Source organism: Pseudomonas sp. GL-RE-29, assembly GCF_019947275.1.
In the GTDB taxonomy this organism is placed as follows: domain Bacteria; phylum Pseudomonadota; class Gammaproteobacteria; order Pseudomonadales; family Pseudomonadaceae; genus Aquipseudomonas; species Aquipseudomonas fluorescens_A.
The window spans coordinates 97,949-115,703 of record NZ_JAGYGD010000013.1; the positions used below are offsets into that span (position 1 = coordinate 97,949).

A 17,755-nucleotide genomic window follows, 5' to 3' on the forward strand; every position below is an offset into this window, starting at 1 on the left:
ATGAACGATGCGATCGAACGCCTTGCTGACGGCACCCTGGTCTTTCTCCCAGAGCGACTCAATCGTGATCCCGCCGTATTGCGCGGTTTGACCAATAATGAGATGTGGGTCGCGCTCGGCATCGGCGCCGGCATTGGCCTGCTGTTGGGCGTTCCTCTGGCGATCGCCACCGCCTCCATTGCCGTAGCGCCGACCAGCATTATCGCAGGCATGACGGTGGTGCTATTTGCCGGTGGCACACTACTGCGTCGGGCCAAACGAACCCGCCCTGAGACCTGGTTGTACCGTAAACTCGAATGGGTACTGGCAAGCCGTTGGCGCCTGGGTCGCGGAGTTTTGATCCTCCACTCCGGCGCTTGGACGGTCCGCCGTTCGTATCGACTGCGCCCTGCGCTGTCCCGGTGGCAGTCATGAGCCGATTTCGAAACAAGGTCGATGCCCAACAGGCCCATATCTTCAGCCTGCGTCTGGCGGTAGTGATCCTCGCCCTACTCTGTGCCGGACTCTGGTATGGCTGGCGCTCGGCACCTACCGACCTGACCGTGCATGTTCCCCCGGATCTGCGTTCGGGTAGCACGCGCAAATGGTGGGATATTCCGTCAGAGAATGTCTATGCCTTTGCCCTTTATATCTTTGGTCAGCTCAATCGCTGGCCTTCAGATGGCGAGCAGGACTATCGCCGCGCCATCTATGGCTTGCAGTCCTACCTGACACCCGCGTGCAAGGCCTTCCTCGATGGCGACTACGAGTACCGCAAGGCTGCCGGCGAACTGCGGCAGCGAGTGCGTGGTGTCTACGAAATTCTGGGCCGAGGCTACAGCGAAGATCCGGACCTTAGGGTCAAGCAACTCGACCGTGACAGCTGGCTGGTCAAGCTCGACCTCAACGCCGATGAATATTACGCCGCTGAACCGGTGAAACGGGTGGTGGTGCGCTATCCATTGCGCGTGGTGCGTTTTGACCTGGACCCCGAGCGCAACAAGTGGGGGCTGGCGCTGGACTGCTACCAAGGCACTCCTCAAAAAATCTCCCTGCCTGGAGGTGAACCATGAAGCGGATGTCTACCCTGGGACTTACCGTCGCACTGATGCTATGCGGAGCTGCTGCGCAGGCCGTCGAATTGATGCACTGGGAACGCCTCCCCCTCGCGGTCTCACTGGTGATCAATCAGGAGCGGGTAGTCTTTGTTGATGAGGATGTTCGAGTCGGCGTGCCCTCAACCCTGACGGGCAAGCTGCGCATTCAATCAACCGGCGGCACGCTGTACCTGCGAGCGTCGGAAGCCATTGCACCGACCCGACTGCAACTGCAATCGGTCGCAACGGGCGAGATTATCCTCCTGGATATCGCAGCCACGCCCGGCGATCAACCTCTGGAGCCCGTGCGTATTCTCAAGAATGCTCAGGTGCAATCTACCGAGGCTGAATCTAGCACTGTCCCTGTTCCAGAACGCACGCCGATTCCGGTCGCTTTGACGCGCTATGCCGCACAGAGCCTGTACGCGCCGCTGCGCACCGTGGAGTCCCTGCCCGGCGTACACCGCGTACCGCTCAAGCCGCGCACCGGACTACCGCCCCTGCTGCCGACCGAAAACGTGTCCAGCATCCCTATCGCCGCCTGGCAACTCGATGATTACTGGGTGACGGCGGTGAAGTTGCGCAACCGTGGTTCAGCAACGGTGCAACTCGATCCACGTCGGCTTCAGGCCAAGCTGTTCGCCGCGGCCTTCCAGCATGCGTTCCTCGGGCCTGTCGGCAGTGCTGAAGACACCACGATTGCCTACCTCGTCACCCGCGGTGCCGGCCTCGAGCAAGCCGTGCTGCTCCCTCCCGTTGCGCGAGGGGCTGACGATGAAAGCTAACGCCTTGCTCAAATGGCTGGTACCGGCTGCGCTCCTGGCCGTGGTGTTGATCATCCTGAAAACCTGGGTCGCGGGTGGCAGCACGCGCGCTCCAGAGAGTCCGGTTGATCAGGGCAACCTTCAGTTATCTGCCGAGCAAGCCAAGTCGCTCGGCATTGCGGGCGATACCCCACGCGACACGGTCGCCACTCTGGTCGGCCAGGTGAAAGCCATGCGCAGCGACATGCTCGGTTTGAAAAAAAACAATGATTCGCTGCAGACGGAAAACAATCACCTGCGCGAGCGAGAAAACAGTGTTGATTCGCGCATCCAGACCGCGCTTGGCAGCGTGACCCAGCAGGTCGACGAGGGCCGTCGCCAAGCCAACGAAGCACGGCTCAAAGCGGAACAAGATAGTCGTCAGGCTCGCGGGCTGCTGACGCAATTGCAGGAACAGTTGTCGGGGCTAACCGGCAAAGGCAGGGACATGCCAATCGGATTGGGGCTTGAGCCCGGCGACGGCGCTCAGTTCGACGGGCGGCATTCTGCCAATGATGCGCTGCAGTGGATTGAACCCTCGGATGCTCCGTCCACCGACGCCCGAGGCAAAACCAAGACATCCCCCGCATTGAGTCTGCCTACCGCTTTCAACTCACTGGAGGGCTTGAAAGATAACGCTATTGATCGCAGCCAGAAACAGCTACGTACAGTCACCAAGGGTGAGCGTGACCTGACACGATCCGCTGATCATACCGAAGGCGCGAAGCCGGTCTACACCATTCCCGAAAACGCGACATTGATGGGCTCGATCGCCATGACCGCGCTGATCGGCCGAGTCCCGGTGGACGGCACAGTGAATGATCCCTATCCCTTTAAGGTGCTGGTCGGTCCGGAGAACCTGACTGCCAACGGCATCGACCTGCCGGACGTCGCAGGGGCCGTGATGAGCGGCACAGCCTCCGGTGACTGGACCCTGTCTTGCGTACGCGGACAGGTCGAGTCGATCACCTTTGTGTTTACCGATGGCACCATCCGCACGGTGCCTCAGCCGAAGGCGGTAGCCAACCGCACTGCCTCCACCACCCAGAGTTCGAACACCGACAAGATTCGTGGCGGACTCGGTTACCTGTCCGATCCGTATGGCATTCCGTGCATTGCCGGTGAGCGCCACTCGAACGCCCAGCAGTACCTCGGCAGCCAGAGTCTGATCACTGCGGCCGGTGCCGGTGTCGCTGCTCTGCTTGGGGATGAGCAGAACAACAGCAGCGTGATCAGTTCGGGCGGCAGTGCCTTCGGGGTTACCAACAGCACGGGCAACAGCGCGCTGAATTCAATTCTCAGTGGTGGGGTCAGCGACATCCGCGAGTGGATCAACAAGCTGTATGGCGAAGCCTTTGCTGCCGTGTACGTACCACCGGCCGCGCAGGTTGCGTTGCACCTCGACCATGAGATCACCATCGACTACGAGCCCAAGGGCCGGAGCGTTCGCCATGAAAAAGACCCTGCCTCTCTGCCTGACCTGGATTAGCGTGTTCTGCTGGGTCCTGGCGGGGTGTTCCACCGACAAGGACACGCTGCTGCCCCATGGCGAGCAAACCATGCTGGACATCTGGAACGGCGCCGGTTCGCAAGGCACTCAGCAGCAACTGCTGGAGGCTCGACAGCAGTTACGCCGCCCGCTGGCTCAGGCAGATGTCTCCGCGGCTCTCCAGGAACCGTACACGCGCACAGCGGCGAACGAGATCCGCAACCTGCTCCCGCGCCTGCCCAATCCCGATCTGGTGCTGTACGTGTACCCGCATTTGAGTGGTACCGAGCAGGCACCGGTTCCGGGTTACTCGACCGTCTTTCCATTCTACCAACGGGTGCAGTACGCATTACCCGGTGAACGTCAGGAAGACTTGTAGTGCGTACCAGCGATGCGGGCAACCGCACTTCTGCATGGAAAGCCTGGCGCCACCCATTGCGCCCTCGCGCCACCTTGGCCGATGAAGCTGCACTCTATGCGCATAACCCCAGCTTCACCGATCACCTGCCATGGGTCGAATACCTCGACACCGAGCAGTGTTTTCTACTGGATGACAACCGCTCGGTGGGTGCCGTGTTCGAGTTGCTGCCCATTGGCACTGAAGGTCGCGAACCCGATTGGTTGATGACCGCCCGCGATGCCCTCGAGGATGCCCTGCAGGATAGCTTTGACGAGCTGGACCAAGCGCCGTGGGTGGCGCAGTTTTTCTGTCAGGACGACAACGACTTCACCCCCTACCTGACCCGGCTCACCGATTATATCCAGGACAGCGCACGAGCCACGGTCTTCACCGAGGCGTATTTAGAGCTCAGCCGCCGGCATCTGCAGGCCATCGCCAAGCCCGGTGGTCTGTTTGAGGATAAGGTGGTGACGCGCCTGCCCTGGCGCGGCAATAACCGTCGGGTGCGACTGGTGGTCTATCGCTGGCTTGAGTCTGACGCTGAGGAGACAGGACTCAACCCGGTGCAATCCCTGCATCAGGCTTGCGAACGTATTGCTGCTTCGTTGCAGGCATGCGGGGTGCAAACAACGCGAGTCGATGGCCGAGGTCTGTATGCCTGGTTAGTGCCCTGGTTCAATCCGGCACCCACGCTCACCGATGAGGAGCCCGAGGATTTCTACCGCCGCGTGGCCAATCCGGAGTCGGGCGACGGTGAGTCGCTGGAACTGCCCTTCGACCATGACTTCGCCGAGCGGCTATTTTTCAATGAGCCGCGCTCGGATGTGCAGCGCGGACTCTGGTATTTCGATGATCAGCCCCACCGGGTGATGGTAGTGGACAAGCTGCGCCGAGCGCCCTTGATTGGTCAACTCACTGGCGAAACCCGCAAAGGCGACGCGGTGAATGCCCTGTTCGACCAGTTACCCGAAGGTACGGTGATGAGTCTGACTTTAGTGGTCAAACCACAGGATGTACTCGAGGATCAGTTGAACCGCCTGTCCCGAAAAGCCATCGGTGAAAACCTGGCCTCGACCCAGACTCGTCAGGATGTTGAAGAGGCTCGTGCGATCATCGGTCGCCACCACAAGCTATACCGCGGCACCCTGGCGTTTTACGTACGCGGTCATGATGAACAGCAACTGCACCAGCGCTCCGTCAGCCTGGCCAACGCGCTGCTGGGTGCGGGCCTACAACCGGTACGCGAAGGCGATGAAGTCGCCGCCTGCAACAGTTACCTGCGTTGGTTACCAATGGCTTACAACCCGGCCCGCGACACGCGCAACTGGTACACCCGCCTGATGTTCGCCCAGCACCTAGCGAACCTCGTTCCAGTCTGGGGCCGCAGCACCGGCACCGGCCACCCGGGTATCACCCTGTTCAATCGGGGCGGCTCGCCGTTAAGTTTCGATCCGTTATCACGCCTGGACCGGGCCATGAACGGCCATCTGCTGTTGTTCGGCCCCACCGGTGCCGGCAAGTCGGCCACCCTAGTCACCCTACTGATGCAGGTCATGGCCGTATACCGCCCTCGCCTGTTTATCGTCGAGGCCGGCAACTCATTCGGCTTGCAGGGCGACTACTTCGCGACGCGAGGTCTCTCGGTCAACAAGGTCCAATTGAAACCTGGCGCCTCGGTCAGCCTCGCACCGTTCGCCGACGCTTGGCGCCTGGTCGAGCAGCCGGATCAGGTAGCGAGTCTGTCTATCGATGAGCTGGACGATGAGGTGGTAACCAGTCGCGAAGACCAGCGCGATGTTCTCGGCGAACTGGAAATCACCGCCCGCCTGATGATCACCGGCGGCGAGGCCAAGGAAGAGGCGCGACTGAGTCGAGCCGATCGCAGCTTGATCCGCGAGTGCATTCTCGATGCAGCACAAACCTGCATCGCCGCCGACCGCCAGGTACTGACCTGCGACGTGCGCGACGCCTTGCTGCGCGTCGCCGCCGACCCGCACTTGCCGGAGAAACGCCGCGAGCGCGCCCAGGAAATGGGCGAGTCCATGGACTTGTTCTGCCAAGGCTTCGAGGGCGAACTGTTCGATCGCGAAGGTACGCCCTGGCCCGAAAGCGATGTGACCATTGTCGATCTGGCCACTTACGCTCGCGAAGGCTACGAGGCACAGATGTCCATCAGCTACATCAGCCTGATGAACACCGTGAACAACCTCGCCGAGCGCGATCAGTATTTGGGTCGGCCGATCATCATGGTCACCGACGAGGGTCATATCATCACCAAGAACCCGCTGCTGGCGCCATTCGTGGTCAAGGGCACGAAGATGTGGCGAAAGCTCGGCGCTTGGTTCTGGCTCGCCACACAGAACCTTGCCGACTTCCCCACGGCCGCGCAGACCATGCTCAACATGATCGAATGGTGGATTTGTTTGAACATGCCGCCCGCGGAAATCGAAGAAATCGCTCGCTTCAAGAAACTCACGCCGGCACAGAAAGCCTTGTTGCTCTCCGCCAGTAAGGAGCCGGGCAAATATACCGAGGGGGTCGTGCTGTCGAAGAAGCTCGAAACGCTGTTTCGAGCCGTGCCGCCCAGCCTTTACCTCGCCCTGGCCATGACGGAGCCCGAGGAAAAGGCCGAGCGTTGGACACTGATGCAAGAGAATGGCTGCTCAGAGTTGGAAGCGGCTTATCGCGTAGCTGAACGAATCGATAGAGCGCGAGGAATAGAACCAGCATAGGAGAATATTCAGGCCTCGCGCCCTAAAGCGAGTGACCAGTTATTGCGCTACGCCCCGGAGCCGTTGCTGAATCCTCAACAAGAATCCGGCTTCAAAGGCATCCTGGCAGTCACCGACAGGGAAGGTCTTGCGGGTTTGCGCCAGCTCCCACCACAGTGGAATCTCACCCGGCGTATCAAGCCAAGCTTGGGCACATTGCACGCCACGTTCAATCATTGGGGCAAATTCGTTGCCCCAAGGTGTCAGAAGACTTGGGCAACCATCCGCCGCAGGAATTGAAATGTAGTTTTCGTCCATACCCACCCTAGATTTCTGATTTATTTATTGTTAGACGCAGAGTCCAGCCTCGAAAATCCTAACGACACCAAATGAACGCTCAATAACAGGCATGAACATCAAATGGCCTAAATCAGTACCAATGTAGACTATATCCCGTGGATTGAGAGTCCCTCAAGGCGCAGTTTGCGCGCATGACTCAAGACTACGAACAGATTCGTCTGCAACTGGCGGAAAACATACGCTGGATGCGACGCGTGAAAAACCTGACCCAAGAGCAACTGGCGCTCATGGCCGAGGTGGATCGCACCTACGTCAGTCAAATCGAACGATGCACGGGCAATCCATCGCTGTTGGTCCTGTGCAAGCTTGCCAATATTTTCGAAATTACCGCAGATCAGTTACTTGTGGACCCCGACATCCTGCGCAGCTCCGTTCCCGTCAAATAATAGTCTCACATCTCACAAACCCGATAGATCCGCCTTCATAATTTCCACTGACAGTCTTCAGTCCCTAACCGAACCTGCCCAGGCCATACACCGAGAGCCTGGATCATGCCTGTTGACTGCTCGTATATCCCGCCCACAAAGCTACGGCCTTTGGCGCTGAGCGTCCTGCTGGCGTGCGGCCCAAGCATGGCGCTGGATACCGGCAGCATCACCGCCTCTGTGCTTTCTCAAAATTGCCTCGCATACAAGGTCGTCGGCATTTGTTTCTGGCTGCTCTGCACGCCCTTCGGCTGCACAGTCAAAACCTCGACCAAGGTTCGTCATTTCATTCCTGAGCTGGTGGTCTCGAGCTACGCCACCACCGGCAATAACCCCTGGACCGAGATGACCACCCTCTCCGCTCCCATCAGTGGTGCGGAAGGTGGCGGTAACCTGATCACGCCGAACACTCATCGCGACAATCTACCCCGTTTCAAGAACGTCGATGGCATCGGCCACCCCGGTGGCTGGGCTGCCACGCAACTGGCTTCGCAATCCGGCTATGCCTGCGCCAGCGGTGCTGCTGCGTTCATGCCCTACTACCTGAGCACCCTGGACTCGCTGGCGTGGCGTCATGGCATCCCGGAAAGTCTTTACCCCGAGTCGCTCATGCCGGGGATCCGTGAAATCGGACGTCAGGCTTCGGGAAACATGTGGGGCAACGTTTATCCCCGGCAGGGCTTTCTGGTACAGCCCGACGATTTCAAGGCGGCCGCAGTCATGGCGCAACGGGCCGGCGATGTGATTACCCGCAACTGGCAGCCGCATGTGTACTTACCACTCACACCCGCCAAACGCGACGGCTACTGGCCGCCGGGTCCGATCGTTGAAAACGACGCTTCGACCCACAAATGGCAATTGCTCTACCCCCAGGTGCAGCCCACGTGCGCCATCTTCCCCAGCGATCCGGTACAGAGCGCGGATGGTGGCTACGCCTGGTCGCTGTGGCGTCCCTATAGTTGCTGCAAACGTGAGGGACAGACCTTCCTGTTCAGCATCGACTTTGAAAGAGGTGCGTCATGAGTCGGCTTCTCGCGCGACCCTGGTTGGGCACTATGAGTCTGTTGCTCTGTGGACTGCTCGCCATGGCCACGCATGTCCATGCCGCCGAGGACAATTACCGTCTGGGCACTCAAGGCGAAGTGCTCGACGACCGAGTGATGTACACCATCGGTGGCGGCTCGGCAGTGGGCTCACCGAGCTCGCTCTACCGACCCAGCGGTCTCGGGGTCGGCGGGTCCTGGCGAGCAAACATGATGTGCGGAAACATGAGCCTCACCAATACCCTGCAGAACCAGTTGAACGGCGTCACCGAAGGTTTCCAGCAGATCATGGGCAGCATCGTGCAGAACGCGACCCAAGCGGTGATGTCACTGCCGGCGTTGATCATCCAGCGCGCCAACCCTGGTCTCTATGAGTTGCTCAGTAACGGCGTGATGCAAGGTCGTATCGACTTCGACCGCTCCAAGCTGACCTGCCAGGCCATGGCCGAAAAGATGGCGGACAAGGTCGGTCAAGCCGGTTGGGGCGCGCTGGCCAAGAACCAGGAGATGCAGGGCTATCTGGAGCAAACCGGCGGTGATGCAGTGGCTGCGGTGAAAAACACCGAGGCCCGTAACGGCAACAATGGGGTGTCCTGGGTCGGCGGTTCGAAGGCTGGAGGCAGCGGGCAGACACCCATTCGGGTGACTTCCGACGTTGTGCGCGCGGGCTATAACCTGCTGCATAACCGTTCGGTGGATGACAGTGCCTCGATCAGTAGCAGTGATTGCCTAGGTGGCGCTATTTGCCAGACCTGGACCTCGCCCCAGGAGGAATCCGAATGGGCCATTCGCGTGTTGGGCGAGAGCGAAGTCGCGACCTGCGACAGCTGCGAAACCCTTCGTGCTACCGCTGGCAGCGGATTGACGCCGCTGATCCAGGAGGCCTACAGCGAACGCCTCAAGGCCCTCCAAGGGTTGTTGTCTCGCTCACTGCCGCCTACCCCTGACAATCTGACTAAAGCGTCCAGCTCAATGCTGCCGGTGACCCGGGGTGTGGTTGAAGCTCTGCGCGAAGATCCCGACCAGGATCTGTTGGCACGCCGCCTGGCCAGTGAGACGGCCTTGTCCAGCGTACTCGACAAGGCACTGCTGCTACTGCGCACCCTGCTGGCGGGCAGTCACGAACCGAACATCGCCTCCGCCGAGCCGGCCCAAACTGCCTTGACGAAAAACATCGACGCTCTGGAGCGCGAAATACGCCTGCTGCAGACCGAACTGCAGGTCCGGCAGATGTTGGCCACCAACACCGCCAGCCTGGTGCTCGATCGGCATGCCGGTGGTGCCGATGCTTCGCGTACCGTCGAGCAAGGCGACCCCGAGCCTGGTCGACTCAATGACGCTGACGCCCGGCGTAAGTGAGCCATGAAACGCTCACCACTACTCACTTTGCTTTCGAGTCTGGGAATTGCTGCGGCGATGGTCCTGACCGCCGCACTGGTCGCCTGGATCGGCCGCACTGCGCTGGGTAGCCTAGAGTCCTGGCAGCAGGCATTCGATTCCGTACGGCCCTATCTGCGGTGGTGGCGTGCCCTGCTCTACGGCGCCCTCTTTGCGCTCTGGTGGGATCTGCTTCGGCGCTACCGACATCGTCCACAGGATCGACTGCGCGTGAGGCGCATCGGGGCATTAGGGCTCGTGCTTTTTACCTGCGTCGAACTCACCCGACTGTGAGGTCACCGTCATGCTCATGAGCACCAACAGCTACCTGGAGTTTTACCTCTCCCTGCTGGCCTGGATCATCAACAACGGCCTCTGGGGCGTCCTGTCCGACACTGGACTGTTCGCCGCGCCCTTTGGCGCAATCATTTTGCAAGAATGGTTGTCGGCCCGTCAGCAAGGCGCGGATGAAGGCAACAAGGGCCTGCTCTCGGTACCTCGGATTGAAAACCGGCTGTGGCTGGCCTACATCGTCGTATTGTTCGGCTGCGCGCCGGTCTTTCCGCTGAGTCTCACGTCAATGGCATTCGATGATGTGGCGAGCCAGCGCTGCGGCATTAGTGTGGCTAAGCCAGCAGAAACCGCCTGGGGGACCACCTTCAATACCATCGGAGAACTCTCCGCCAATGTACCGATCTGGTGGTTTCTGGTGCATGCTTTGAGTAAAGGGGTGACCGCTGCGGCCACCGCTGCCATCCCCTGTGCACCGGATATCCGGCAGATGCGCATGGAGATCGACAGTTCGCGCATCGACAGCCAGGTACTGCTGCAAGAAGTCGCCGACTTCACCCGCGACTGCTATGGCTACTCCCGCTCCCGGCTGTTCACCAACCGTCCGCAGTTGGACAGGGCACAAAGTCACGACGCGTCCTGGATCGGCTCAAGCTATTTTCTCGAGACGCCCGGCTACTACGATACGGATCGCTCACGTACACCACGAGTCAGTTGGCCGTATGACGAAAGCCGCGATATTTCCTTACCGCGGCTAGAGAATGGCGCGGGCTATCCCACCTGCAAACAGTGGTGGAGCGATAGCGGTGTCGGGTTGCGCGAGCGCTTGATCGAGCAGGTTGATCCTTCGCTGCTGACTCAGTTGAAAGGTTGGTTGACTGGCCGTTCGAGCAACGAGATCGAGGATGCCACCCTGCGTGAGCTGGTCAGCCCGCGCCAGCAATCGATGTCCATGTCGCCCGGGCAGGTGTACCAGGACTATGGCTCCAGTGCCCGCGGCGGCTCGATCAATCAGCGTCTCAATAACCTGGCCACCAATACCGGATTGGCCCTCGGTTCTTTCAGTAATTTTCCCGCAATGAATGCGCTACGCGCCGCCCTACCGATGGTGCAGGCTTTTCTGATCATGGGCGTCATCATCAGCTTGCCGCTGATTCTGTTGGTCAGTACCTACCAGTTGAAGACCGTCATGACGGTGACGTTCGCACTGTTCACACTGCATATGCTGAGTTTCTGGTGGGAACTGGCCCGCTGGGTCGACTCCAGCATGCTCGATACCTTGTACAACCAGGTTTCGGCGTCCAATCAGCTGCTGTTGTCGCTGCCCACATCCGGACTTATGGATGGCACGGTCACCGCGCAGGTGATCGAGTACGTGATGGGGGCAATGTTCGTCGTGCTTCCGATGTTGTTTTTGGCTGCAATGAGCTGGGCAGGATATAGCGTTGGCTCAATTGCCGACGGCATGCTTAGCAAAGGAGCAGTTCAAGCGCAGGACGCTGGTGCAAGGGGCGCTGGAGCTCTGATATCTGCTGGAAAGGCCTTAAGGAAGCGGTGACGAACTCGACTACAGGTCTTTTAAATCAGGCTGACCGGGTGCTCGACCATACTTATATTCACCATATGGATCACCATATGCTTTGTACCGGCGAGCATCCTTAGGTTTAATAGCCGTTCCATTGGCGATGGCACAACACAAGACAATAAGGATCATCATCGACACTGTGAACCATATGCTAACTAATAAGAGTCCGGTGGCTGTTGCCAGCTTTATAACTAAAAAACTCCCCCGAACAAGTAATTTACCTGCGGGCAGTCCTGCCGTCTCGGCACGCTCAACCACGCGAGATTCAAACGTTTTCAACATACGGTTACCCCGCTTCACCGACAGACCACAGGCATATGCCCAGCGGTGGGCACGTGAAGTCTGAACAACTTGCTGAGTCGGCATGATCTCGCCCTCTTCTGAGCGTTTCATGGTTGAGACAAGAATAATAGCCTACTACTGATTACGGCCCGTGCCTGACCGTTTATCAGTTTGCTCAGACGGCACCGTGGGGTTTGATAGGGGCGCCGCGTTGACCACAGCACCCGTATATCGCATTCCGCCAGGCATAAGATCTGTAAAACGACTAGTAACGTTTTGGTATGCGATAGGTCTTGCCCTTTGTGCGGTCCCCCAAAATGTCCGTCTATTTCGTCCGTGCGTATGCAATCGCGCGTCTGACCGTTCCCAAGAATGCATTTCGACTGTTCAGGGCAAGATGGTGCCTGGTTGGCTGGAGCTTCTATGAGGCGAATTCCCTACCCGCTGTAATGTCGACTCATTATCTACGCAGGGCTCAGTTCAGCCGGCGTGCAGCGACTGGCTCCGACGCCGCCATTGTAAGAAGCAACTGAGTCATCTTGAACTCTCGCATTGCTAGTAAAAACCTTACATGCACCGGCCCGATCAGGAACGCTAACGTATTTTCAGCCGTCTACCCGACCATTAATCAAACGCCGAAAGCCAAGGGGATTTTCGGAACGCAGCGCCTCAGGAACCAACTCGCCAGGTAAATCCTGGTAGCAGACCGGCCGGAGGAACCGGTTGATCGCAGCCGCGCCGACCGAAGTCGAGCGCCCATCCGATGTGGCCGGAAATGGTCCGCCATGTACCATGGCATGAGAAACTTCGACGCCTGTTGGATAACCGTTGCAAAGGATCCGGCCCGCTTTTCGCTCGAGTACCGTAAGAAGCCGGGACGCCTGAGCGTAGTCGCTCCGGTCAAGCTGCAACGTTGCAGTCAATTGCCCCTCGAGACTTTCCGCAACGCGGACGAAGTCCTGTACGTCACGGCAACTAACGACCAGTGCAGCCGCACCAAACACTTCGTCACGCAGTGTGTGATCATTAATAAACGATTGCGCACTCGCGTTGAGGACGGCGGCCCGACACTGGTTGGGGCCAAGCTCGGTCTGACCGAGTGCCAAAGTCTGTGTAGCGGGATGACCTTGTAAAGCCATCAGACTCTGGGTGTAAGCGGCATAAATCCCTGGCGTCAGCATTGTCTGGGCAGCAATGCCATCCAGGGCCTGCGCCGCGACCTGAATGAAGCTGTCGAGATCAGGGCCCTCAATGCCTACAATCAAACCGGGGTTAGTGCAAAACTGCCCTGCACCCATGGTCAGTGAGCCTACCAGATTTCTAGCCATTGAATCGCCGCGAGCGGCCAATGCACCCGGCATCAAAAAAACGGGATTGATTGAACTCATCTCGGCGTACACCGGGATTGGCTCAGGCCGGTTGGCGGCGATCTCCATGAGGGCTGTGCCGCCACTACGAGAACCGGTGAAGCCCACCGCTTTGATCAATGGATGCTTGACCAACTCGGCCCCCACTTCGTTACCCGAGCCGAACAAGAGTGAGAACACGCCTTCCGGCAATTCTGAAGCAGCAACCGCTTTCTGGATCGCTCGCCCCACCAGTGCAGAGGTGCCCGGGTGGGCAGAGTGGGCTTTGACCACGACCGGGCAACCGGCAGCGAAAGCCGAAGCGGTATCTCCACCGGCGACTGAGAATGCCAGCGGGAAGTTACTGGCTCCAAACACCGCCACAGGTCCCAGTGGAATCATCCGGTAGCGCAGATCAGGGCGTGGAAGTGGCTGACGTTCAGGGAGTGCCTGATCGATGCGCAGGTCGAGATAATCGCCGGCCCGTACGACCTCTGCAAAAAGACGTAGTTGTGCGACGGTGCGATTACGCTCACCCTCTATACGCACCAACGGCAGGCCAGACTCCAGCGAGGCCCGTTTGATAAGTGTTTCGCCCAGCGCTAGGATTTGCTCAGCACAGGACTCAAGAAAACGTGCTCGCTTTTCGGGAGCGGTGTTGCGAAAAGTGTCGAACGCCGCCCAAGCCAATTGAGCAGCCTCGGCGACATCGGCCGCGGTTCCACCAGCGAACGTTGGTTCGAGGCGTTCATTGGTTCGCGGATTCACTGCTTGAATCGGCTTGCTGGTGCCAGTCTTGTGACGAGATCCGATCAGCATTTGGCCCAAAATTGACATGGTTACCACTCCAGAGACGTGGAGCTCCCACTTCTGAAAGCTCCATCAAAAGCATGTTACAAACGGACGGTGTCGACGAATGCGACGAGACGAAACTCAGCCGGTTTGGTCAGCGGCCAAGCAGAGGGGGGGCGTGTTGCTCCGCAGTCATGACCGAGCAGTTGCAGCGCCGCCTTGACCACGGTTACGTTGGTCCCGTTGTTCTCTTGCGCACGAAGTTCTTCGAACACCGATATCTTGCGGATCAACTCATTGGCCAGCGCATAATCCCCGGCTTCCAGTGCGTTGTAGACCGCAACGGAATGCGCTGGAAACACGTTGATCAAACCGGAAGTAAAGCCACGCGCGCCGACGGCATAAAACGCCGGCGCCCAGGTTTCTGCCAAGCCGCCGACCCACGCGATGTCCAGATCACGGGTAGTATTAATCGCCTCGCCCAACAGTAATGGTGAAGCAGACGCCCACTTGACCCCGACCACCGAAGGGATGCGGCAAAGCGCTTCAAGAGTTTTCAAGCCTATATTTTCATTGCGCATGTACAGGACCAACGGCAAGCCATCGGCTGCGTCGGCAATGCGCGAAACATATTCCAGCACGCCACGGGGAGAGACAAACGGGTCAGGCGGCTGATGCACCATCAAGCCATCAGCCCCTGCTGATGCGGAGACTTTTGCCAGGCTGCAGGCTTCTTTGATATTTCTCCCTACCCCGCCCAAAAGCGGGACTCGGCCGCCGATCAACTCAGCCGCCTCGGTGACGAATCGCTCGGTTTCAGCCGTGGTCAGCCCGTAGTATTCACCCGTGTTTCCATTGGCAACCAAAACGTGCACTCCAGCGCTGATGGCCTTGTCGATGATGGGCCGCAACAATGCTGGTGCCAGTTCGTCGTTTTGATAAGGCGCGACCAGGATTCCGGAGATGCCGTCCAGGGCCCGGCGCAGTCGGCTCTGTTTTTCTGTCGTGTTCATATACGCAGCTCTTGTTTTGAAGTTTTAGATCACAGCGCCCAGAATCCATGGCGCAAATTCAGATTGGCCAAAGTCCATCTTTTCACTCAGCGTGCGATCTCCAGAGGCCACGCTGAGCATCATTTCGAAAATGCGCTGACCGCATTGCTCGACCGTTTCCTCACCATCGATGATGGTGCCGCAGTTGATGTCCATGTCCTCGGGCATATGCTCGTAAAGCGGTGTGTTCGTCGCAAGCTTGATTGAAGGCACAGGTTTGGCCCCGAAGACGCTACCGCGGCCTGTCGTGAAGGTAATGAGGTTGGCCCCGCCAGCGATTTGCCCGGTGACCTGCACAGGGTCGTAGCCCGGCGCATCCATAAAGACGAAGCCTTTCTCAGTGGCTGCTTCGGCGTATTCAACGACCTGACGCAAATTGGTCGTGCCGGCTTTGGTCATTGCACCCAACGACTTTTCCAGAATGGTTGTCAGCCCACCGGCCTTGTTGCCGGGCGACGGGTTGGCATTGAGGGATACGTTTTCACGCTGGGCGTATGCATCCCACCACTTCATCCGCTGGACGAGTTTCTCGCCCACATCACGGCTCTCGGCACGCCGAGTCAGCAGATGCTCTGCACCGTAGGTTTCCGGTGTTTCAGAGAGAATCACAGTGCCACCGTGGCGCACCAAAAGGTCACTGGCAGCACCAAGAGCTGGATTGGCAGAGATACCAGAGTACCCGTCAGATCCGCCGCAAATCAGCGCGATGGTCAACTCACTGGCAGGTACGGTACTGCGGGTGACTTTGTTCGCCTGTGCTAGCGCAGCGGTGACTTCTCGAATCACGGCCTGAGCTGCTTTGTTGCTACCCCCTTCGCTCTGAATGGTCAGGCCGACGGCCTTAGCGCTCAGATCATGCTTGTCGATAAGACGATTGACCTGATTCACCTCGCAGCCCAAGCCAAGCACGATGACCTTGGCGAAATTCGGATGATTGGCGTAGCCAGCCAGGGTTCGTTGCAGAATGGTCAACGGTTCGCCTGAACTCATGCCGCAACCAGTCTTGTGAACCAGAGCAACGACCCCATCGACATTTGGATACTCCGCTAATGGATCGTGCCCCGTCAGCGGATTGCGCTCAAAAGTCCGGGCCACCATGTTGGCAACGTGAGCACTGCAGTTCACCGTCGTCAGAATGCCGATGTAATTGCGCGTTCCAACCTTGCCATCGTCACGAACGATCCCCTGAAAGGTTGCAGGCAGAGAGACCTGTTCAGTGATTTTGCGTTCCTCACAAAAGGCGTAGTCTTTGGCAAAATCGCCCACCATGAGGTTGTGCTCATGGACATGATCACCAGCACGAATCGGCTGCGCGGCAAAGCCGATGATCTGGCCGTACTTCCTGATCTCGGCGCCCTCGGCAATGTCACGTAAAGCCACTTTGTGGCCGGCAGGAACATCCTGGGTCGCGATGACAATGTCGGAGACCGGCTCCCCCTTCGCCATTGCACTGCGCACCACGGCGACGCTGTCGATAGGATTGAGCAGTATGAGATTAGGACTGAGAGTGGATTCTTGTAATGATGGAACAGTCATGGCAGCTAATCCTTTCGGTTAAGGTGCGGCGCTTGAATGAAGCAGCGACCGTCTTGCCTAGAACCGTAAAAGGCGCTGTGATATATGTCCATTCCATAGACGATATCCGGTAATTCAATAATTAGATGAGCATGCAGATATCCCAAATTCGTTGCTTCGTCGCCGTAGCCACCGAACTGCATTTTGCCAAGGCTGCAGCCTTGCTGAACATGACGCAGCCGCCACTGACGCGACAGATTCAACTGCTTGAACATTCGCTAGGCGTGACATTGTTCGAACGTAATCGTCGGTCGGTACGATTAACCGCCAGTGGGCGTGCTTTTCTACCAGAGGCGCACGATATCTTGCGCAAGATCACCACGGCCGAAATTGCTGCCCGACGAGCATCGTCAGGTGGAGAAGGGACGGTCAATCTGGGTTTTATTCCAGCTGCCAGTTGCTTCCTGCCGATGGTGATCAGCGCAACCAAAGCCAAACTGCCCAATGTCGATCTGGTGCTGAAAGAAATGCAGTCGATCGATCAGCTTGAAGCGTTGAGCGCCAACAAAATCGACCTCGGACTTATCCGTCCTATCAGTCAGCGTCCCGACGTTCAAAGCGACTGTGTATTGACCGAATCTTTTGTATTGGCCATTCCAGCATCACATCCACTGGCTGGACAGGACCTTGTACGGGTTGTGGACCTGGATCAGCAGCCTTTCATTATGTATTCGCCCTCTGAAGGCCGATACTCGTACGAAATGCTCGCCGGGCCGTTCAGGGCAGCCGCCTGTGCGCCACGCTACGTGCAGTACATCAACCGCTCGGACTCAATGCTCTATCTGGTGAGTGCGGCCATGGGTTTGGCGATCGTTCCCATTTCCGCCGTTCGGGAACACTTCCAGGATGTGGTCTACAAACCACTCGACCTGGGCGATGCACACGCGCAGCTGCACCTTGCCAGGCGTACAACGTCGCACAACCCCATTACCGAAGGGCTGCGCGAGGTATTAACCGACGCGTTTCACATGTACCAGCAACGACGCCCCCTTATGTGATTCAACTTCAGCATCACCGATTCGCCATTATGAATTGGATTTTCAAGATCAATCAGTAGATCGTTTGTTCCTGTGATACACGATGGCCCTGGCAGGGAGCACAAGGATCGAAGCCTTCGTTATCTCGAACGTATAAATCTTATAAGAACA

Annotated in this window: 17 protein-coding genes; 12 read left to right on the forward strand and 5 right to left on the reverse strand. The window is 58.3% G+C overall.

Annotated elements, in window-relative coordinates:
* From KGB21_RS13155 to KGB21_RS13180, 6 genes are read left to right on the forward strand one after another with little or no spacing between them, the layout of a single operon-like run.
* Positions 1-414 carry a TIGR03750 family conjugal transfer protein gene (locus KGB21_RS13155; protein ID WP_223505356.1) on the forward strand — a complete coding sequence of 138 codons (414 nt, stop codon included), beginning with the start codon at positions 1-3 and terminating at the stop codon, positions 412-414.
* Positions 411-1,052 carry a PFL_4703 family integrating conjugative element protein gene (locus tag KGB21_RS13160; protein WP_223505357.1) on the forward strand — a complete coding sequence of 214 codons (642 nt, stop codon included), beginning with the start codon at positions 411-413 and terminating at the stop codon, positions 1,050-1,052. The genes KGB21_RS13155 and KGB21_RS13160 overlap by 4 nt, the downstream gene beginning before the upstream one ends.
* The gene (locus KGB21_RS13165; protein ID WP_223505358.1) at positions 1,049-1,861 is read left to right on the forward strand and encodes a TIGR03749 family integrating conjugative element protein; all 813 of its coding nucleotides are present in this window, start codon (positions 1,049-1,051) and stop codon (positions 1,859-1,861) included. Before KGB21_RS13160 ends, KGB21_RS13165 begins: the two co-directional genes overlap by 4 nt.
* The gene (locus KGB21_RS13170; protein ID WP_223505359.1) at positions 1,851-3,368 is read left to right on the forward strand and encodes a TIGR03752 family integrating conjugative element protein; all 1,518 of its coding nucleotides are present in this window, start codon (positions 1,851-1,853) and stop codon (positions 3,366-3,368) included. Before KGB21_RS13165 ends, KGB21_RS13170 begins: the two co-directional genes overlap by 11 nt.
* Positions 3,331-3,747 carry a TIGR03751 family conjugal transfer lipoprotein gene (locus tag KGB21_RS13175; protein WP_223505360.1) on the forward strand — a complete coding sequence of 139 codons (417 nt, stop codon included), beginning with the start codon at positions 3,331-3,333 and terminating at the stop codon, positions 3,745-3,747. The genes KGB21_RS13170 and KGB21_RS13175 overlap by 38 nt, the downstream gene beginning before the upstream one ends.
* Positions 3,747-6,500 carry a conjugative transfer ATPase gene (locus KGB21_RS13180; protein WP_223505361.1) on the forward strand — a complete coding sequence of 918 codons (2,754 nt, stop codon included), beginning with the start codon at positions 3,747-3,749 and terminating at the stop codon, positions 6,498-6,500. The genes KGB21_RS13175 and KGB21_RS13180 overlap by 1 nt, the downstream gene beginning before the upstream one ends.
* A gap of 39 nt (positions 6,501-6,539) precedes the next feature.
* Here KGB21_RS13180 and KGB21_RS13185 read toward each other — a convergent pair whose 3' ends face one another.
* Entirely contained in the window at positions 6,540-6,797 is a 258-nt protein-coding gene (locus tag KGB21_RS13185; protein WP_223505362.1) for a LasR-specific antiactivator QslA, read from the reverse strand.
* Positions 6,798-6,970: 173 nt separating this feature from the next.
* Between KGB21_RS13185 and KGB21_RS13190 the strand changes: the two genes are divergently transcribed.
* From KGB21_RS13190 to KGB21_RS13210, 5 genes are all read left to right on the forward strand, one after another.
* Positions 6,971-7,225, forward strand: a complete 255-nt coding sequence (locus KGB21_RS13190) for a helix-turn-helix domain-containing protein (RefSeq protein ID WP_223505363.1) — start codon at positions 6,971-6,973, stop codon at positions 7,223-7,225.
* 105 nt (positions 7,226-7,330) lie between these two features.
* Positions 7,331-8,287: a TIGR03756 family integrating conjugative element protein gene (locus KGB21_RS13195; protein WP_223505364.1), complete on the forward strand. Its 957-nt coding sequence runs from the start codon at positions 7,331-7,333 to the stop codon at positions 8,285-8,287.
* Positions 8,284-9,666, forward strand: a complete 1,383-nt coding sequence (locus KGB21_RS13200) for an integrating conjugative element protein (RefSeq protein ID WP_223505365.1) — start codon at positions 8,284-8,286, stop codon at positions 9,664-9,666. The genes KGB21_RS13195 and KGB21_RS13200 overlap by 4 nt, the downstream gene beginning before the upstream one ends.
* A gap of 3 nt (positions 9,667-9,669) precedes the next feature.
* A complete protein-coding gene (locus KGB21_RS13205; protein ID WP_223505366.1) occupies positions 9,670-9,978 on the forward strand; it encodes a hypothetical protein in 309 nt (102 codons plus the stop codon).
* 10 nt (positions 9,979-9,988) lie between these two features.
* Positions 9,989-11,533, forward strand: a complete 1,545-nt coding sequence (locus KGB21_RS13210) for a conjugal transfer protein TraG N-terminal domain-containing protein (RefSeq protein WP_223505367.1) — start codon at positions 9,989-9,991, stop codon at positions 11,531-11,533.
* Positions 11,534-11,542: 9 nt separating this feature from the next.
* Here the strand turns inward: KGB21_RS13210 and KGB21_RS13215 are convergent, their stop codons facing one another.
* The 4 genes from KGB21_RS13215 to KGB21_RS13230 form a co-directional block, all read right to left on the reverse strand.
* The gene (locus KGB21_RS13215) at positions 11,543-11,953 is read right to left on the reverse strand and encodes a DUF3742 domain-containing protein (protein WP_317846724.1); all 411 of its coding nucleotides are present in this window, start codon (positions 11,951-11,953) and stop codon (positions 11,543-11,545) included.
* 494 nt (positions 11,954-12,447) lie between these two features.
* Positions 12,448-14,025, reverse strand: coding sequence for an aldehyde dehydrogenase (NADP(+)) (locus tag KGB21_RS13220; protein ID WP_223505368.1), 1,578 nt, complete (start codon positions 14,023-14,025; stop codon positions 12,448-12,450).
* 56 nt (positions 14,026-14,081) lie between these two features.
* Positions 14,082-14,993, reverse strand: a complete 912-nt coding sequence (locus KGB21_RS13225; RefSeq protein ID WP_223505369.1) for a dihydrodipicolinate synthase family protein — start codon at positions 14,991-14,993, stop codon at positions 14,082-14,084.
* Positions 14,994-15,017: 24 nt separating this feature from the next.
* A complete protein-coding gene (locus KGB21_RS13230; RefSeq protein ID WP_223505370.1) occupies positions 15,018-16,568 on the reverse strand; it encodes a UxaA family hydrolase in 1,551 nt (516 codons plus the stop codon).
* A 131-nt stretch (positions 16,569-16,699) separates the two neighbouring features.
* On the opposite strand from KGB21_RS13230, the gene KGB21_RS13235 reads away from it, so the two are divergent.
* Complete coding sequence (locus tag KGB21_RS13235) at positions 16,700-17,605, forward strand: LysR family transcriptional regulator (protein WP_223505371.1); 906 nt, start codon at positions 16,700-16,702, stop codon at positions 17,603-17,605.
* The last annotated feature ends 150 nt before the right edge of the window (positions 17,606-17,755 follow it).